This window comes from Nocardia sp. CA-119907, assembly GCF_050955995.1.
Lineage (GTDB): Bacteria > Actinomycetota > Actinomycetes > Mycobacteriales > Mycobacteriaceae > Nocardia.
Map to the genome: position 1 here is coordinate 8,760,696 of NZ_CP192091.1, position 18,143 is coordinate 8,778,838.

General features: G+C 66.3%; 16 protein-coding genes. 11 read left to right on the forward strand and 5 right to left on the reverse strand.

Translation table 11 applies throughout. From position 1 onward, the window contains the following. The first annotated feature begins 21 nt into the window (after window positions 1-21). Window positions 22-687, forward strand: coding sequence for a GNAT family N-acetyltransferase (locus ACQP2D_RS39425; RefSeq protein ID WP_433680982.1), 666 nt, complete (start codon window positions 22-24; stop codon window positions 685-687). A 74-nt stretch (window positions 688-761) separates the two neighbouring features. Here ACQP2D_RS39425 and ACQP2D_RS39430 read toward each other — a convergent pair whose 3' ends face one another. Next, on the reverse strand, window positions 762-2,051 hold the full coding sequence (locus ACQP2D_RS39430; RefSeq protein ID WP_433680983.1) for a SidA/IucD/PvdA family monooxygenase: 1,290 nt from the start codon (window positions 2,049-2,051) through the stop codon (window positions 762-764). Window positions 2,052-2,216: 165 nt separating this feature from the next. Between ACQP2D_RS39430 and ACQP2D_RS39435 the strand changes: the two genes are divergently transcribed. The 3 genes from ACQP2D_RS39435 to ACQP2D_RS39445 all read left to right on the forward strand — a co-directional run bounded on the left by ACQP2D_RS39435 (window position 2,217) and on the right by ACQP2D_RS39445 (window position 5,110). Continuing rightward, on the forward strand, window positions 2,217-2,687 hold the full coding sequence (locus ACQP2D_RS39435; protein ID WP_433680984.1) for a hypothetical protein: 471 nt from the start codon (window positions 2,217-2,219) through the stop codon (window positions 2,685-2,687). Between the two features lie 130 nt (window positions 2,688-2,817). Continuing rightward, entirely contained in the window at window positions 2,818-3,525 is a 708-nt protein-coding gene (locus ACQP2D_RS39440) for a siderophore-interacting protein (protein ID WP_433680985.1), read from the forward strand. 187 nt (window positions 3,526-3,712) lie between these two features. After that, window positions 3,713-5,110, forward strand: coding sequence for an alpha/beta hydrolase family protein (locus ACQP2D_RS39445; RefSeq protein WP_433680986.1), 1,398 nt, complete (start codon window positions 3,713-3,715; stop codon window positions 5,108-5,110). Window positions 5,111-5,115: 5 nt separating this feature from the next. On the opposite strand, the gene ACQP2D_RS39450 is transcribed toward ACQP2D_RS39445, so the two are convergent. From ACQP2D_RS39450 to ACQP2D_RS39460, 3 genes are all read right to left on the reverse strand, one after another. Further along, complete coding sequence (locus ACQP2D_RS39450; protein WP_433680987.1) at window positions 5,116-6,852, reverse strand: ABC transporter ATP-binding protein; 1,737 nt, start codon at window positions 6,850-6,852, stop codon at window positions 5,116-5,118. Beyond that, entirely contained in the window at window positions 6,849-8,696 is a 1,848-nt protein-coding gene (locus tag ACQP2D_RS39455; RefSeq protein WP_433680988.1) for an ABC transporter ATP-binding protein, read from the reverse strand. The genes ACQP2D_RS39450 and ACQP2D_RS39455 overlap by 4 nt, the downstream gene beginning before the upstream one ends. A gap of 90 nt (window positions 8,697-8,786) precedes the next feature. Beyond that, entirely contained in the window at window positions 8,787-9,782 is a 996-nt protein-coding gene (locus ACQP2D_RS39460; protein ID WP_433680989.1) for a sulfotransferase family protein, read from the reverse strand. Between the two features lie 330 nt (window positions 9,783-10,112). On the opposite strand from ACQP2D_RS39460, the gene ACQP2D_RS39465 reads away from it, so the two are divergent. Further along, the gene (locus tag ACQP2D_RS39465) at window positions 10,113-11,165 is read left to right on the forward strand and encodes a saccharopine dehydrogenase (protein ID WP_433680990.1); all 1,053 of its coding nucleotides are present in this window, start codon (window positions 10,113-10,115) and stop codon (window positions 11,163-11,165) included. After that, complete coding sequence (locus ACQP2D_RS39470) at window positions 11,162-11,725, forward strand: TetR/AcrR family transcriptional regulator (protein ID WP_433680991.1); 564 nt, start codon at window positions 11,162-11,164, stop codon at window positions 11,723-11,725. The genes ACQP2D_RS39465 and ACQP2D_RS39470 overlap by 4 nt, the downstream gene beginning before the upstream one ends. On the opposite strand, the gene ACQP2D_RS39475 is transcribed toward ACQP2D_RS39470, so the two are convergent. Beyond that, window positions 11,715-12,317 carry a maleylpyruvate isomerase N-terminal domain-containing protein gene (locus tag ACQP2D_RS39475; RefSeq protein WP_433680992.1) on the reverse strand — a complete coding sequence of 201 codons (603 nt, stop codon included), beginning with the start codon at window positions 12,315-12,317 and terminating at the stop codon, window positions 11,715-11,717. The genes ACQP2D_RS39470 and ACQP2D_RS39475 overlap by 11 nt on opposite strands. Window positions 12,318-12,591: 274 nt before the next feature. Here ACQP2D_RS39475 and ACQP2D_RS39480 point away from each other — a divergent pair, with 274 nt between their 5' ends. The 5 genes from ACQP2D_RS39480 to ACQP2D_RS39500 all read left to right on the forward strand — a co-directional run bounded on the left by ACQP2D_RS39480 (window position 12,592) and on the right by ACQP2D_RS39500 (window position 18,030). Next, entirely contained in the window at window positions 12,592-12,789 is a 198-nt protein-coding gene (locus ACQP2D_RS39480; protein ID WP_433680993.1) for a hypothetical protein, read from the forward strand. Between the two features lie 194 nt (window positions 12,790-12,983). After that, on the forward strand, window positions 12,984-13,934 hold the full coding sequence (locus tag ACQP2D_RS39485; RefSeq protein WP_433685902.1) for an RluA family pseudouridine synthase: 951 nt from the start codon (window positions 12,984-12,986) through the stop codon (window positions 13,932-13,934). A gap of 87 nt (window positions 13,935-14,021) precedes the next feature. Then, window positions 14,022-14,765: a lysostaphin resistance A-like protein gene (locus ACQP2D_RS39490; RefSeq protein ID WP_433680994.1), complete on the forward strand. Its 744-nt coding sequence runs from the start codon at window positions 14,022-14,024 to the stop codon at window positions 14,763-14,765. 26 nt (window positions 14,766-14,791) lie between these two features. After that, window positions 14,792-15,187: a VOC family protein gene (locus ACQP2D_RS39495; RefSeq protein WP_433680995.1), complete on the forward strand. Its 396-nt coding sequence runs from the start codon at window positions 14,792-14,794 to the stop codon at window positions 15,185-15,187. A gap of 161 nt (window positions 15,188-15,348) precedes the next feature. Next, entirely contained in the window at window positions 15,349-18,030 is a 2,682-nt protein-coding gene (locus ACQP2D_RS39500) for a hypothetical protein (RefSeq protein WP_433680996.1), read from the forward strand. The last annotated feature ends 113 nt before the right edge of the window (window positions 18,031-18,143 follow it).

The window sequence follows — 18,143 nt, forward strand, 5'->3', positions numbered from 1 at the left end:
AGCGAACGGAGCTCGACACCGATGAACCCGACCGGGACGCCCTATGTCCTCGCCCGCGAGTTGACCGATATCTCCGATGAGGTCCGCGCCGCGCCCGCACCGCCGCTCCCGACGCTGCCCGCGCCCTTCGACCTGCGCCTGGCCGCCCCGGACAGCGATGACCCGGAAACCCTGGCGGACTGGATGAATCGCCCTCATCTGCTCGCGGCCTGGGAGCAGCCGTGGTCGGCGCGGCGGCGCAGGCAGGACTGGCAGGCTCAGCTCGCAGGCAGTTATTCCCGGCCCATCTTGGTCGGCTACGACTTCGCCGCCGCGGGCCGCCCCGAACTCGGCCGCCGTGAGGTGGCCTATCTCGAGCTGTACCGTCCCGCCAAGGACGAGATCGCCCGGCTCTACCACGCCGACCCGTACGACGTGGCGCTGCACATCGCGACCGCCGACATCGAACTGGTCGGGCGCGGATTCATGGCCGAGTTCATTCGGGCGCTGCTGCCCGCAATCTTCGCGGCCGAGCCGAAATGCCGTCGCCTCTTGGCCGATCCGGATCACCGCAATGTCGCGGTGCGTCGGCTGTGCGAGAAGAACGGCTGGCCCAGCCTGGGTGAATTCGACATCCGGTCGGATCGCCGTATCTCCCTCTATTCGCTGCCGCGCACCCCTGCGGATGCAGTGACGCTGCGGAAGTGACCGCGTGCGATGCCACGTCGGCACCGCACCACAGTCGGACCGGGCCGCGCGGGTGAGCGCGCGGCCACCCGCGCTCACCCGCGCGGGCGCACGGCCCCGGCGAGGTACGCGCCGGACCGCGGCCGGACCGGCTCGGACCGCAAGATCCGGTCCGAAAGTTCGCCGAGGCAACTGAGATTCGGGAATCCAGGGCCCTGTGCGATGGCGGCCAGATTCGGCAGGTACAGCTTCGAGTCCAGTCCGGTGACCGCCAGGTCGTACCCGATCGACGCCTCGATCCGAGATTGCGTAGGGCGACCGCCGACCGCCAGCTCGACCAGATCCGCGGCATCCTGGTCGAACAGATCCAGGAACCACAGCGGCTGTCCGCCGGTGGCATCGACCACCAGATCGAAGGCGTGCACCTGATCTGCGCGCATTTCGTTGCGCAGTGTCAGCGCCACACCGTCGCCCTGATCCGCCACTCGAACCACTCGGCCCTGCAGATGGTGCACCCGACTGTCCGGGAGCAGGCTCTCCTGTACGCGCACCGAGAACACACCCCGGTCGGTACGCCGAATAACGTCGCGGCGTTCCTCGATCGTCAATGCCGCCCACTTGATCGGATCGCTGAAAAGCGAATTCTCGAAGTAGCTTTCACCGCGGGTGTAGATGGTGGCCATCGGCGAGATCACCGAGATGGACAGCATGCCGTGGCGCACCAACTCGTCCAGCGCCGAGCCGGCCGTCTCACCGCCGCCGATCACCGCCACCCGGGACGAGACCGGCAGATCGCGCCTGCCCGCCAGGTCCCAGAACTCCGCGATGCTGAGCACCCGGGGGTGTTCGGCCAGCGCCTTGCCGGCCTGCCCCGGACCCGTGATCATCAATCGGTCCACGTCAACGCGAGTCGGGATCCCATCGGCATCAGTTGCCGTGACCGACCAGCCCGCACCGGCCGCGGCGACGGATCGCACTGTGCCGGTGATCAGTTCGAGATCAACGCGGCGGGCCACCCACTGCAGGTACTTCGCCCAGACGTGGTGATGCGGATTCGGACGGCCCCGGTCGATCCATTCGGCGTAGGTGCCCTGTTCAACCAGGAACGAGGTCCAGCTGTAGGCCATCATGGCCGCGTTGATCTCCTGGTTGCGCCCGCGCGCCCAGGTCGAGTGATAAGGGAAGCCGACATCCTTCTCCGGGCTCGTGCCCAGCCGATGCTGACCGTCGGTCCAGCCACCGGTCGGCAACCAGTTACCGCCGACCGCGCTCGCCTCGACGGCCACCACACGCGGGGCTGGCAGGCCGAGTTCGTGCAGCACATGCGCTTTTGTCGCTACCGCAAGGGCTTTCGGGCCGGCACCGACCACAAGAAGCGTTTCCACCGATCTCTACTTTCTTCCGCGCTGCACCGCCGTCCGACATGCGTGTGTGTCGCCACACGTTTGCGCACACCCGGCCCATCTATGTTTGCATAGGCTTACCTTATATTGAACCCGGGTGACGTCCAGAGCGGCGACACTCACACCCGAAACACGATTGGACCGAAGATGATCGACACCCGAAACAAGTTCGCGGCGCGCATCGCCACCGCAGCACTCGCACTCACCGCCACCTTCGCCGGTGCCGCAGCGGCAGTCGCACCCGCCACTGCCGCGCCGATCACCGCGCCACTGCGCGCCGAGACGCCGAGCGCGGGCGAACTGACCGCGAAACTGGGAGTCGCCATCAATACCGGCGCATCTCGGGCCACCCGCGCGGCCGAACTCGAGGCAGGCGAGGCCGGGCTGGGCACCATGGACGCGATCGCCGGACTGCTGGCAGCCGCCCCGCCGAGCCTGCGCTACAACGTCGTCAACCCGTCGGTGTCCGGCGATCGCATCGATGCGACCCTGCGCGTCACCACCGAGGGATACCCGGACTTCAACTACGCCGTGTCCTGGCGCCAACTGGACGGCACCTGGAAGTTCACCCGGGAGGCACAGTGCAACCTTGCATCCGCGCTCTCGTTGCCCTGCTGATCGGAATCGACTGCGACGCAAAGATATGACGGCTGCTTGCCGCGCAACCCGACGCGGCAAGCAGCCGTTGCCGAACAGTTGCGTTGGGCGCCACAAGACAATTAAGTGTTGTTAGGCTAACCTTACTCGCATGGGCAAAGGATTCAACGGCCTGATGGTGAAGGCTTGGGGCGGCGACGACTACCGACTCACCGTCACCTCGAGCGAATACGTCACCGACAAGTACCTGCGGCTCGGCTTCACGGCGGGCGGGCTGCTCGAAAAGCATCCGGTACATCCCACGCAGTGGATCCGCTGCTGGATTCCGGACAGTGCCAGCGAGAAGCTGCACCACCGGGGTTACACGCTGGTGGACCCGGATCCGGCGGGCGACCGCCTGTGGATCGAATTCGCGTTGCACGAAGGGCCCGCCGCACGCTGGGCCGAAAATGCCTCGGCCGGAGATGAACTCGACGTCACCGTGCTCGGGTCCGACTTCCAACTGCCGACGGTGGCGCCGAGCGAATACCTCGTCTTCGGCGATACCGCCTCACTGCCCGCGATCAATTCGCTGCTCGACTCGATCGGCGATACCCCGGCGCGGGTCTGGTTGGAATGGCAGTACGAATCCGACCAGCAGATCCCGCTGCGCAATAAGCCTCATCACACGGTGACCTGGCTACAGCGCATCGACGACGGCCGCCTGCTGCGCGAAGCCGCCCAGGAAATCGCCTGCCCCGCTGACGCATTCGCCTGGATCGCCTGTGACGGGCACACCACCAGATCGATCGTCAAGACCTTCAGGCAGACGCACGGCCTGCCGAAGACCGGCATGAAGTACCAGGCGTACTGGAAGTAGCTTTCCGGGCCACGGCTGGTTGATCGGCAACGGCACGAGGCGGCAAGTTCGTGAAAGATCATCCTCGAGGATGAACCAGCGGCTACTTTGGGGCGACGTGTCGGCTCCGCTCGGTGCGCAATGCTGATGCTCGAATTCGAATGGCCGCCGGACCATTACGGGTCAGTGACGGGGAAGCGAGCGAGCCGTGTCGATCATCGATGGAGTCGTATCCGCCGCCGCCATCCTTTTCGCGATGGCCGCGGCGGTATTTCCTAGGCGAGTCGCCTATGCGGTGCCGGTTGTCCTGCCGCTCTTGGTGCTCGGCTGCCTGATCCAGTTCGTACTGGAGAACTTCTACTGGCAGATGGTGCCGAGCTACGTCGCCATCGTTGCCGCGACGGTGTCGATCGTCAGTCGAACGCGCAACGAGACCAGTGAGGCGACGGGCAAACGTCGGATTCTCGCGCTGATCGCGCCCGTGGGCGTCGGCGCACTCGCCATGCTCGCGATCGTGCCGTGGAGCATTCTCCCGGTCCCGAAGCTGCCCGATCCGACCGGCCGATATCGGGTGGGCTCGGATATATTTCGCTGGGTCGACCAGCAACGGCCAGAGGCGGCGACGGAATCCACCTCGGACCGACGCAATGTCGTGGTACAGGCCTGGTATCCGACGGAGTTCACCTCGGGTCGGCGGTGGGTTTATATCGACGGGCTCGACCGACTGCCCAGCCGCGTGACGCAGGTGCCGAGGCTCGTCATGAGCAACTACGGATATATCGACACGCACGCCTATGCCGATGTGGCGATCAGCGCGGAACGTGCACGCTGGCCGGTGGTGCTGTTCTCACCCGGCTACGGCGCTCCGCGCGCGTTCTACACCGGGCTCGTCAGCGATCTGGCCAGCCGCGGTTACGTCGTGCTCGCCATCGACCATCCCTACGAGGTGGCGGTTACCGAACTCGCGGATGGCACCGTCGCGACGCCGATCGAAGACTTCCCGGACAACGATGCCGAACGGTATATGACCGAACAACTCGAAGTCCGCAGAGGCGACCTGCGTTTCGTGATCGATCAGCTGAGCCGACCGGAGGCGGTCGGCGATCTCGCAGGCCGATTGGACACCGATCACGTTGCGGCGATCGGACATTCTTTCGGTGGCGTGAGCGCCGTCGCCGCGGCGATCGACGACCCACGGATCAAGGCGTCGGTGAATATCGACGGCACCCTCTACGGCGACCTGCCCAGCCGTGCACTGCAACGACCGTTCCTTCTATTGGAGAGCGATCACGCCGAGACCGGTCATTCCGCGAAGTATCTGGACCGCAACCGAGACCTCATCCAGCACCTGCAGTCCAGTGGCTTCCGATACGAGATCGTCGAAGCCAACCACATCAGCTTCACCGATGTGCCGCTATTCCTGGCTGCACCAGCACGATTCGCGCTGGCCGAGTTCATCGGCGGTGGACGCGGACCGGTGGATACGCAACGCGCGGCCAACGACATCCTGGTCGCGTTTCTCCAGGAGCCGCTGGGTGGACCGCCCGCCGATGTCCCCGCCGCAGCCGCTCACCACTCGAATATTCACGGCGGTCGTATCCCGTAGATCGCCTATACGGGTGCTGGTTCCAACCGCCAACCCGTCGCGCGCGATCGCTCGTTCCAGAAGTCGGCGTACCGACCGTCCAGCGCCAAAAGCTCGGCGTGCGTGCCACGTTCGACGATCCGCCCGCCGTCCAGGAACAGAATCTGGTCGGCGTGCGCGATGGTGGCCAGCCGATGCGCCACCACAATGACCGTTTTATCCCTGGTGAGTTCGTGAATTCCGCGCACGACGACGGCCTCGCTGTGCGGGTCCAGCGCGCTGGTCGCCTCGTCGAGCAAGACGATCGGCGCATCTTTGAGCAGTGCGCGAGCGATCGAAACCCGTTGCCGCTCACCACCGGACAGGGTCGCGCCGCCCTCGCCGACCGCAGTATCGTAGCCGTCTGGCAACCGGTCGACGATCTCGTCCACCCTGGCGGCCTGCGCCGCGCGGTGCAACTCCGCGTCGGTGGCATCCGGACGGCCGATCCGAATGTTGTCCGCCACCGACTGATCGAACAGGTAGACGTTCTGGAAGACCAGCGACAGCTGATCCAGCAGCGTGGCCGAGGGCTGGTCGCGCACATCGTGACCGCCCACTTCGACCCGGCCGGCACCGACATCGTAGAACCGCGCGGCCAGCCGCAGGAGTGTCGTCTTGCCCGCGCCGCTCGGGCCGACGATCGCGGTGGTGGTGCCCGCGGGCACCGTGAAGGTGATATCGGACAGCACCGGATCCTCGGCCTGATAGCCGAACTCGACTCGCTCGAAGACGACACTCGGCGCGCCGGGCGTCACCGGCGAATCCGATTCGGGCAGAGTCGGTTCGGCAAGCAGGGCGTTCACCCGCTCGGCGGCGGCCGCGGCCGAGCGCAATGCCGTCGCCAGCTGCGCGGCCTGGTTCAGCGGCTCGACGAACCGGGAACTCACCGCGATCAGGGCGATCGCGGCGAAGGCGGAGATGGCGCCGTCGGTCACCCGTCCGACGACCAGATACACCAGCACCAGCAGCACCGCCTGCACGAGCAGCGCGAACACCATCAGCCCCGGAACCGTTGACAGCACAAGGCCATTGGCGGCCGTACGCTGTCGGCGCAGCGCACCGTCGAGTGCCCGGTTGCCCGAGCCGACCGCGCCGAAAGCCCGTAACACCGGTTGGGCCTGAGCAAATTCGATTACGCGCGAGTTGGCTTCGGTTGCCGCGCTGTGCATCCGCTCGTCGGAACGGCCGTAGCTGCGGTTCGCCCAACGGTTCACCACATACAACACCGGCGCGGCCACCAGCATGGCCAGCGAGATACGCCAGTCCACGAACAGTGTGCCCAACGCGACGCCGAGCGGAACCACCACGCTGGTCAGCATCTTGGCCAGCAGATACGCCACCAGCCCCTGGACTTCGCGGACATTTTCGACCACCACTCGCGACAGCGCGCCCGCATCCCGGGCACCGAACCAGCCCAGCGGCAGGGCGTTGAGGTGATCACCGATGCGGTGCTGCAATCCGCGCTGCATACCGATGCCGATACGCAGACCGATGGTGGCCTGCAGATAGCCGAAGACGATGACCGCGCCGACGGCGACCGCCATGGCCAGCGTCCACCACCAGGCGCGGCCGAGGTCGTCGCCGAACAGCGCCTCCAGCACCGGGACCAGCAGCACATAGGCAACGGCCTGACTCACGGCCTGCGCGATGATGGCCGCGAGCAACTTCGGTGTCAGATGGGCGAATTCGGCGGGGACGAGCCCGAACACCTTGCGAATCATCGTGTTTCCTCCAGCGCGATCGTGTCGAGCGCAGCCTCGTTGATCTCCCACAGTCGCTGATACATGCCGCCCGCGGCGCGCAGGCTCGCTTGATCGCCCTGTTCGACGAGAGTCCCGTTGTCCAGCACCAGAATCCGGTCGACTCCGGTAATCGTGTGCAGGCGGTGCGCGATGACCAGCACGGTGCGGTCCGCGACCAGGACGGCGAGGGCGTCCTGCACCGCCGCCTCGGACTCCGGATCGGCGAATGCCGTCGCCTCGTCCAGTACCAGCACCGGAGTGTCGGCCAACAGCGCCCTGGCGATCGAAAGCCGTTGCGCCTCACCGCCGGACAGCGTCGCGTCGACACCGATCTCGGAATCATAGCCGCGCGGCAGCGCCGTGATCCGGTCGTGGATCTGTGCGGCCCGGGCCGCCCGCTCCAGGACGGCCTGATCGGCATCGGGGCGGGCGAGCTGGAGGTTTTCCCGTATGGTGCCGCGGATCAGGCGCACGTCCTGGAATACGAAACCCACGGTGCGGTACAGCTCTTCACTCGAATAGGCCCTGATATCCCTGCCCCCGATGGTGATTCGGCCTGTGGTCACATCGTAGAAGCGGGGCAGTAGCTTCGCGAGCGTGGACTTGCCCGACCCACTCGGACCGACCAGCGCGGTGATGGTGCCCGGCGCGAGTTCGAAGTCGATGCCGCGCAGCACCTCGTGTCCGGCGCGGTAGCCGAAACGCACATCCTCGAACCGGACCAGTCCGGCGGGCGCACCGTCGGCCTCGGCCGAATCGGACGGTGCCGCCGAGTCCAGCTCGGGCGTCTGCCGCAGTTCGTTCAGTCGCACCGCCGCGGCACCCGCGGCACGCATCGCCTGGGTCCCATAACCCAGCCCCAGCAGCGAGCTGCCCAGACCCAATCCGACCAGCAGGAAGGGCAATACATCCAGCGGGGCGAGCCAGTCGAGGCCGACAGCGATGAGTCCGGCGGCGATGATGAGCAGCATCACGAACACCGGTGACACGACCGCATCGATCGCCGACTGCAATCGAATAACCGGCTGCTTGAGTCGATTCAGACTGCTCGCCTGGGTGTCGACGGTCTCTTGGAATGCCTGGTGCGCACGGCCCGACTGCCCGAACGCCCGCACTACCTGGATGCCGTCCACGAATTCGATCGCCGCCTCCTGGGTGCGCCGCTCCCAGCGCTCGTACACCACCAACCGGTCGCGGCCGTCGCGATCGAGCATCCGGCTCAACCCGATGGCATAGCAGATCAGCGGGACCAGCAGCACCAGCGTAAGTCGCCAGTCGACCGTCAACAGATAGGCGAGCGTGACCAGCGGAACCGTCAGCGCGCCAACGAAATCCAGTCGCGCATGCGCCACCAGATAGTGCAGCGCCTCGACATCGTCCTGCAGCAGCTTCTTCACCTCACCGGAGGTCCGTTCGCCGAACCAGCCCAGCGGCACTCGGGTCAGCTTGGCCGCGAGCAGCTGGCGCAAGGTCAGCTGGTAGCCGCCATCGGTCAGGTGTGACCAGCTCAGCGCCACCGCCTGCAGCGCGGCACGGACAACGAGCACGCATACGGCAGCGAGTAGCAGTCCTCGCACCTGTCCGGTGTCCATCGGCTCGGCGAGCAATTCCCGGCATGCCGCGACAATGAGGATGAACGGCACGACCGTGCACACCGACGCGATCATGACGAGGGCGCTCGCGAGCATCAGAGTGCGCCGCACCGGCGCGAGAATCTCCTTGCGCGCCTCGGCTTCCTGCCGCTTGCGTGCCTGCTGCACCGCTTTCGGCGGGCGGTTACCGGTCTCCGCCGCCGGTAGCGGCGGCGCGAGCTCCACCGTCATATGTCCTCACCTCTCAACCCTTCGTGCGGGTGCCGCCCGAATCGGACCCATCTTCACACACATGAGACCGAGAGGATAGGTTAGGCTAAGTTATCTAGGCTCGGCGTCGTTCCAGCCCAGGTCACGCTCGATTAACTCGAACAGCTGCTCGTTCCACGGGCGATAGAACTCGCGCAGCCGCGCCACCGATTCTTCGTCCGGCTCCGGGAATTCGAGCGGATTGCGGTTCAACACGTGATGGCGGACCGGCTCGACGGCTGGCAGTTCGAGGAATTCGTGGATGCCGCGCACCGCCTTCGAGATATCGGCGAAGAAGTCCTCGGCGGAGACGATGTGGACGTTGTCCTTCTCGAAGGCCTGCAGCCAGCGGCGAACCGAGTTCACATAGACACCGGTGCCGAGCACCGGCATGGAGGGCAGTGAGGTCGGCGGCGGCGGGGCCGGAAACATGTCCAGCGCGTATCCGATGTAGTCGGCGTAGCTCTTGCCGTACGGCATGGCGCGCAGGCCGTCCTTGCTACTGAGGAACAGATCCCATTTGTAGTGCGAATACGCACGATCCACCGGATCGCGCAACATCATGACGATCTTGGCGTCCGGGCGGACCGCACTGTAGTTGTCGATCAATGGAAGATCGTGCAGCAGTGGGTCGAAATAGCCGGTCAGCGCCCGGCCGGTACATCGCAGCACCTCGGCCTTCTCATGTTCGGTCGGGAAGTACGGCCCCCAGAACTGCGGGTAGCCGTGGCCGATCTCCTTGGTGAGCGGCGCCAGGATGCTCGGATGCTGCATGAGATAGCTGGCCAGGTCGGTCGTGCCGCTTTTCAGCGCGCCGACACAGGCGAAATCCGGTGAAACTCGCGGCCCGCCGAAGCGCCGCAACCACAGCCGAACCGGCGGTACTCTGCCGAAATAATGCGGCAGCGTCAAATAGCGCATTCCCAGCTGCACGGAGCGCAGTGGATGCGTCAGGTAACTCTCCCGGTTGTAGCGGTGCAGTTGCCATTCTTCGAATACTTCGAATCCCTTCGTGTACTTGTCGGAGGCGTAGTCTTGCGCACTCGACGGCGTCACCCCTGTTGCCATTGGAACTTCCCCTCGCATTACTTGATCATCGCCGCCCGGCCCGCGGCGGTCGTCGAACCGAACCAACCTGTGGCGAATGGTTCGGCGGCTCTGGACGCGCGAATAGAGGAAACACACGTTGTTGCCTCCCGTCCCCGATCCCGCTGCCCTTCGGAATCGAATGCGGATCACCGTAGCGCCGAATTCAGCTCGGCGACACCGGAATCCGCATGGACCGTCATGCCGATCCGATCCGAAGAAGACGATGCATCGGATTTGGGCAACTTCACAAGACCCGTTAACCGGGGGGTGGGCTCGACAATCTAGGTCATGCGACCTATATTTGCTGCCATGTCCGATCACCTGCAGTTCGACATCAACGCGCCGGTCCTCATCGTCGGCGGCTACGGCACCGTCGGCACCGAACTGGCCCGCCTCGCCTCCGCACACTGGCCCCTGCTGCTCACTGGCCGAAACCCCGCGCGGGGCAGCACCTTTGGCGAGGAAGTCGGCGCACGGGTCGCGCGGTGGGACCTCACCGACGCCACCGGCTTCCACGCCGAGGCGCGCGCGGTGGTGAGTACCGTCAACGATCCCGACGACCGCGTGCTGCGGGCCGCCGTGCGCGCGGGCATCCCCTACGTCGACATCACCCGTTGGACAACCCGCCTAACTCGGGCCGCCGTGGTGGCCGCGACGCTGCACCCCACCGCGCCGGTTCTACTTTCCTCGAGTTGGATGGGCGGCGTCACCGGATCGGTGACCGCCGCGCTCGCCGAACAGGTGGGCGGAGCAAATGAAGTCGATATCGCAATTCGCTACGCGCTTGCCGATCGGGCCGGGGCCGACTCGGTGGAATTCATGGATCGACTCGGCATGGAATTCGAGGTAATCCATAATGGTGTTCGACGCATGACGATGCCGCTGCGGGATTCCCGGCAGGTGCGCATCGGCGGTGCACAGACGCGAGTCGCCCGCATCGATACTCCGGAGCAATTCACATTTCCACTCACCCTCGGTGCGGCGACCGCGGTCACCAGAATCGGATTCGATTCCGCCGCGGCATCGACCGCATTACTCACCGCGGCCAAATTCGGATTCTTCCGGCGGGCGCGCGGCGATCGCTGGCGTCCGCTGCGGCGATCAATGCTGTATTCACCGGGTGACGGTGCGACCGCCGCATTGCGCATCGATGTGACCGGTCCGGGCGGAACCCGATCCGCGACGGTGCGCGATCCCGCCGGTCAGGCGCATCTCACCGCGGTCGGCGCGCTGATCGGCCTGCGCCGCGTGCTCGACGGGGACGCACCCGCCGGTGTCTCCTTCCCGGAGTCCGCGACCCGGCCGCAGGATCGGCTCACCGAGCTGGCCCACGCCGGCGTCGATATCGAGGTCACGCCGTGACCCGCCGCTACGCCACCGGCGCGGCTCGCCAGGACGCACTCCTCGATGCCGCGGAAGAACTGCTCCGCACTGTCGGCTACGCGCAGACCTCGATGCGCGCCGTCGCCGCCGCGGCGGATGTGCGCATCGGCCACCTGCAGCACTACTTTCCGAGCCGGACCGAGCTGATCCAAGCGGTGCTGCGGCGGGTGATCGACCGGTCGCAGGCCCGGCTGCGCGATGTCACCGATCCGGAATCCGCTGTCGCATGCCTGCTCTCGGAGCAGGAAGAAGAATCCGCGGTGCGCCTGTTCATCGAGATCTGGGCGATCGCGGCCGCCGAACCGACCATCCGTCGCGCGGTCACCGAGTTCTACGCCGAATACGTCCGTCAGGTAGCGGAATTCATTCGCGCGCGCCAGCCCCGATGCGATGCGGCCAGCGCACGCGCGCGGGCCGAAACCTTCGTCGCGCTCATGGAGGGCGCGGCACTGATGCGCTCGGGCGTCGCCGCCAACCGTTCCGAAGCCACCGACCGCGTGGTCCGGGATACCGCGGTCGCCCTGCTGACTACCGCATGACCGGCAGCACAGCGACTTTCGACCGCCCGGTCGCGGCCTCGATGAATTCGACGGGATCGGGCACCGCGGCAAGTATCTCCCTGGTGAGCCGTAGCGCCGGTTCGGGAACCGGCGAACCACCAACCGCCGCAATGAGATCGAGCAGATGTACGGTGACATCGACGACGGCGACCTCGGCGAACGCCCGATAGGTCACGCGTCCGAGTATCGGATGTGCCAGCACATCACCGGGCCGCACCGCATCCAGCTCGGCGAGCCCGTCGGTGTCGAATCGGCGCAACAGCTCATCGATGTCCATCGTCTCGGCCGCCTTGCGCGCTGCCTCCTCGATTTCATCTGCCGTTGTCTGCGCGATTCCGCCGGGGCGGTTGAAGATTCGCAGGATTTCCGCGCCGCTGGTCACCGTAGGCCCATCCGGTACCGGAGCCTCGCGCATCGCCTTCAGCACCGTCGCGTCGGGTGCCACATGGGCGAACAGGGCGCGCACGGACCAGCCGGGCAACCGGGTCGGCGTCGCCCACTGCGCCGCCGTGAACTCCGCACCTCGCTCGGCCCAGGACCGCCAAAGCTCTTCCAAAAGTTCGGTATTCATTCGATCCCCCATTCATCGCGTGGATAAGTCGGATGTCGAAAACCTCACGGACACTTGGCAACGCATGCGATGCCGTCGATGGCCACCGCCCACTCATGGTATCGCCGAGCGAGCCGGGCTTTCGATCGAACGACCACCCCGGACCCGCGGATTTCGCGCGTTCGACGCGCCGAGGAAGGTTGTGTGAACGGCGGGCCATACCCGTATCTTTCGCGCCCGAACGTCACTAGCTTCTGCTGCTGAACCGAATGCGACTGCGGTTGGAGTTGTGAAAATGTTTGTCACGACAATTATTTCGAATATGGGCGATTGCCACCACGATCCGGGCGGCGACCTGACCAAGGAGCAAGCGCACCGCGCGATGCAAGTGCACCTGTATTGCAGCGTCGATATCTGCAAGGTCCGCCGCCGCGCCAGACAGACCCTGGTCGAGTCCCGTCGGATGGTCTTGGACGAACGCGCCGAGCCCTAGCTGGCCCGACCCGGAATCGACACGGCGATCTCGACGTCAGCCAGGCCGAGGGACTCGCCTCCATCTCGATGACCGAAGACGAATTCCACGCCGAATATTCGGTCGCGGTGTGGATCGCCCCGGATCGACTGCGCGGATTCTGCGCCCGACCCGGCTGTGAGCTGGGAATTTACCGGCAGCTAAGGTCATTGGCGATGAGAAGGAGGCAGCAGCCGCCGTTGCCCAAGCGGCACGGCCTGGACCCGGCCCGGCTTCGCCTACCGGAGCAGGGTGGCTGGGCGACGATTCGCGACCACCTCGTGGAGCGGCTGCCGCGAGTACCGGCCGCGCGGATCGACGAGCTACTACATCAGGGCGGCATCGTCGACCTGGCCGGTCCGATCGCCCCGGACGCGCCCTATGTGCCGGGCGGTGCGGTCTGGTTCCATCGCGATCTGCCCGACGAAACCCTGGTGCCATTCGATATCCCCATCGTCCATCGCGACGATGATCTGCTGGTGGTGGACAAGCCGCACTTCCTGGCGACGATTCCGCGCGGACAGCACATTCTGCAGACCGCCCTGGTCCGGTTGCGCCGCGAACTCGACCTACCCGATCTCGTTCCGGCGCACCGGCTCGATCGCGTCACCGCGGGGCTGGTGCTCTTCGTGATCAATCCGGCCCGGCGCGGGGCCTATCAGACCATGTTCCACAAGCGCACGGTGCACAAGGAATACGAGGCCATCGCGTCCTTCGATCCGGATCTGGCGCTGCCGCGGACGGTGCGCAGCCGCATCATCAAGGAGAAGCAGGTGCTCGCCGCGCAGGAGGTCGACGGTGAGCCCAATGCCGAGACCTGGATCGAGTTGGTGGAACAGCGCGGCGGACTCGGCCGCTACCGGCTACGGCCGCGGACCGGACGCACCCATCAGCTGCGGCTACACATGAACGGGCTCGGCATTCCGATCCTCGGCGACGACTTCTATCCGGTGCTCACCGACAAACCTGTGAACGATTTCACCCGGCCCCTGCAACTGCTGGCCGCATCACTCGAATTCACCGATCCGATCAGCGGCGCACCGCGCCGCTTCGACAGCGACCGCACGCTGCAGGCATGGGCGGATCCGCAGGGCTGGCGGACCGGCATTAACGCCGACAGCGGGTAATGCGAAATCGATAAGACCATGATGATGACGCCGGACCCGCAGCTCAGCGGACGCTCGTCGGTTGCGGACGTCCGTAGACTGGACCCGATGCTGCAACAGGACCTCGACGAAGCGGCCCCGCCCCGCCACAAGCTGCACGCCTATCTGGACGTGGCCGTTGTGGTGATCGTCCTGGCCGGCACCAATCTGATCGCCCATTTCACCACGGCGTGGGCGAGCATCCTGACCGTTCCGATCGCCGCCGTGGTGCTGCTCGCGCTGATGCGCCGACGTGGACTCGGCTGGTCCGAACTCGGACTCTCGCCGCGGCAATGGCGGCGCGGCACGCTCTACGCACTCGGCGCGGTGGGCCTGGTGCTGGCGGTGGTGGCGATCGGCGCGCTGCTGCCGGTCACCCGGCCGTTCTTCCTGGCCGACCGCTATGCCACCATCTCCGGCGCACTCATCGCGTCGATGATCGTGATCCCGCTGCAGACCGCGATTCCGGAGGAGCTCGCCTTCCGCGGCGTCCTGCATGGCACCCTGGACCGCGTTTACGGCGCGCGGGGGGTCTTCGCGGCGGGCTCGCTGCTCTTCGGCCTCTGGCACATCGCCTCATCGCTCGGTCTGACCACCAGCAACCGCGGCCTCACCGGATTCTTCGGCGGCGGCGCCGCGGGCCAGATCGTCGGCATCCTCCTCGCCGTAGTCGCCACCGCGGCCGCGGGTGTCGTCTTCACCTGGCTCCGTCGCCGCAGCGGCAGCCTGCTGGCGCCGATCGCGCTGCACTGGTCGGTCAACGGCGCGGGTGCGCTGGCCGCCGCCATCGTTTGGCACACCACCCTGGCTTGATCCCCGATCGGGCGTAAGTTCCGAACATGCCCCTCGGACACCTCGGCATCAACGTCACCGATCTCAGCGCCGCCCAGGCCTACTACGACGAGCTGATGCCCCTGCTCGACTACGCGCCGCTGATCAGCGCGGCCGACCAATTCGCCTACTGGCCCGCCGACAACAAGCCCGGCACGTACATCTTCTTCTACCCCGCCGAGTCCGCGGGCTACACGCGCACCGCCCCCGGCCTCCAACACCTCGCTTTCATGGTCCGCACCCGCGCCGCTGTCGACCGCGTGTACATCTGGGCCAGCACTCGCGGCGACGAAATCATCCACGCGCCGCAAGAATTCCCCGAGTACCCGCCGCCGTACTACGCCACCTTCTGGACCGGTCCCGACGGTGTCATGCTCAAGGCCGTCTGCCACAAGAATGCCTGAGCCCCTACGCCTCCGGCGCGTCGGGTTCGCGCATTTGTTCGAGTTTTCGGACAGGGAGCATTGACCTCGGGCGGGTAGCGGTTTAATCTCGGTGCGATCACACATATGTTCGAGCAAGTAGGTCTGCGTCGAGATGACACCTACTCCTGGGAAGGCTCGCGATGCGCGACAAACAGCCGACCGATAGGTCCGAGATTGCCGCGTTGGCCGAGCGGGTCGCGAACGCACGTGGTCGGTTGCCGCTGCAGGATGACGCGGCACTGGTGCAGGTGTTGTCCGATGCCGAGATCGATGCGGAACGTGAACTCGCGCAGTGGGTTCGGGCGCAGCGGCGGGGGCAGCGCAAGCGGGCCGTCGAGGACGAGCTGGCGGCGGAGAAGCGCAGTCGGCGGACCACGGCCGCGATTCAGCGCGCCGATGACGCGGACGCGCGCTGGCATCGGCGGGCACTGGCGGCGCGGCGGCGGGTGTCGAATCAGGATGCGCGACTTGCCCAGTTGTACCGCAGGGCCGAGTGGTCATCGCGTGCATTGATCGCGGTGGTGGTGCTCGGCATGGTCTGGGCCGGGGTGAATGTCCAGCACAACCTGGTGCCCAGCGGAAATATGGCGGATCCGCTGTACTGGTTGAGCTATGGGATCGAGGCGATGATCTCGATCCCGATCATCACCATCATGGTGGCCGCGACCACCGCCGCCCGCTGGGGTCGTGAACTCGATCGGGGCAAGGTCGTCTTCTTCGAAACCGCGCTACTCGGTACGACCGTCGCGCTCAACGCGGGCCCACATCTGGCCGCCGGTTCCTTCGGGCAGGCCGCCGAATACGCGATCGCCCCCGTCATGGTTGGTGTGGTGATCTGGTTGCACGCCTGGGTTTCCGCGCGTTATGCCCTGCTCATCGATGGTGTCCCGCTGGTCGACGACGAGCCCGAGGTCCCACCCCGGCAGCGGGTCACTACCGAGCGCGGCGCACCGATCACCACCTTCCGCGCCGACGAACCAACCGACCGTCGAGAACTGCTCGCCGCCAAGGGTTACGACCCCTTGCTCGACCAAGCGGGCGTCCGCTTTCCGGTCGATATGACCGACCCCCACGCATCGCATATCGCCGAGACAGCGATGCGCGGCCCGCAGCCCGAGGCGGTGCCCCTCGCCCGGCTCGACTGCACGGAAACCCTGGTCTACCACTCCCAAAGCACCCGTTCGACCAACGGTCGTGTCGCCCAACAGATCCCGACCGTCGACGAATACCGGCACGCTGGGAGTTCGACGACCGTTCCATCCGCGGGTTCGATCAATGCAGGCGCGCGAGCCTTCACCACTCCTACCACCCACCCCATCTCGAATCACGCGGCGCCGAATCACAGGGAGCCGAATTACGCGGAGCCGAATTACGCCCAAACCAGCGCGGCGTCCACTGCCGGGCATACCGAAACCGCCACGCGCACAACGCCCAGCGCGCAAATCGGACCCGGTGCAACTGGCGCAGACGATATCCCCGTCCCGTCGACTACCTTCAACGGCGCAAGTCACCCCCCGTCGATCGGCCACGGCCAACCACCCACCCCCGCCTCCCCCGCAGGTGAAGCACCTGTTCACGGCGCAGCCGCCATCCGCGCAACGATCGACGAATCCGCGACGACCGACGGCATCTCACCGCACTACCAGCCCAACGCGACCCACACCCCAACCGCCGTGGCCGGCCGAAACCCACCGGCTCCCAACGACCAGCACACGACTGGCGCTACGGCCCAGCCCGCCACCGCACGGGCGACCGCAAACACCAGCGCACAGCACACGACTCCTGCCGCCACTGGGGCCGAGCCCCGCACCGCACCGGTCACCACTCACACCGAGCACCCGGCCGCCGTGAGCACGCGTGACGAGCACATTCCTGGCTCAGGCGCTGCGTCGCAGACAGCGCGGGCGAATACGGCCAGCCATCGCGACGAGCACACAACTCCCGTGGCAACAGCTGCGAGCACCCGTGACGAGCACACCACCGCTGGCTTCGGCATCGCACCCCGAGCAACACAGCCAACGACAGCCAACCCTCGCGACGAGCACGCTGCTTCCGCGGCGAGCACTCGCGACGAGCACACAACTCCGACCTCGGCCATCAACCCCCAGTCGGCACAGGCAGATACAGCCAGCGCTCCCGAAAAGCACCCCACCGCTAGTGCCGCAGTGGCCGATTCCCATCGGGCTAGCACCTTTCGCGCCGCCACGGATTCGCAACTGAGCATCTTCGATACCACGACGGTCGAACCAATGGCGCAGACCGATCGCGACGCGGCCGAAGACCGTGCGCCCGCCGCCACAACTCGCGGCCAACACACGAACACTCGAACCGAAACCGCAACGCGGACCGAATCCCGGCGCACCACCGGCAGCGCCGAAGCACCGACCCCGGCCGAGCGCATCGGGCGGGTTGTGGAAGCGCAGGCGGACCGCTCGAGCACCGAGGACGCCCGCGCCACCGATCACGAACATTCGCAGCGCCGCACCGAGGAACCCGAGGCGGAAGTCAGGCAGCTCGACCAGCGCCGCACCACCAGCGAGGTGATCAGCGAAGTCGTGCAATCACTTTCGGCCGATGAGCTACTGGCCGAGAACCTCGGCTCGGAGGGCGATGACATCGAGGTGTGGTCGGTCGCGCGTGCGATCGCGGGGCGCGGACTTTCGGTCATCCCGGTGGAGCAACTTGCCGAAATCCTCATGCTCGCCGATCAATCATGGACCCCGACCAGCATCGGCGCGGAGGTCGGACTTTCCCGTACCGCCATCGCCCAGGTCCTGGAGTTCGCCAGGCGGGTCCGCCGCCCCTACGCGATCAGCAGCTGATCGGGCGCGGGGTTGCGATCAGCTGATGCGCAAAGGCCGTCCGGCTCGGATATTCCGAACCGGACGGCCTCTCGCTCATTCAGCGACTGAACCTACCCTGCCACTGGCCGACA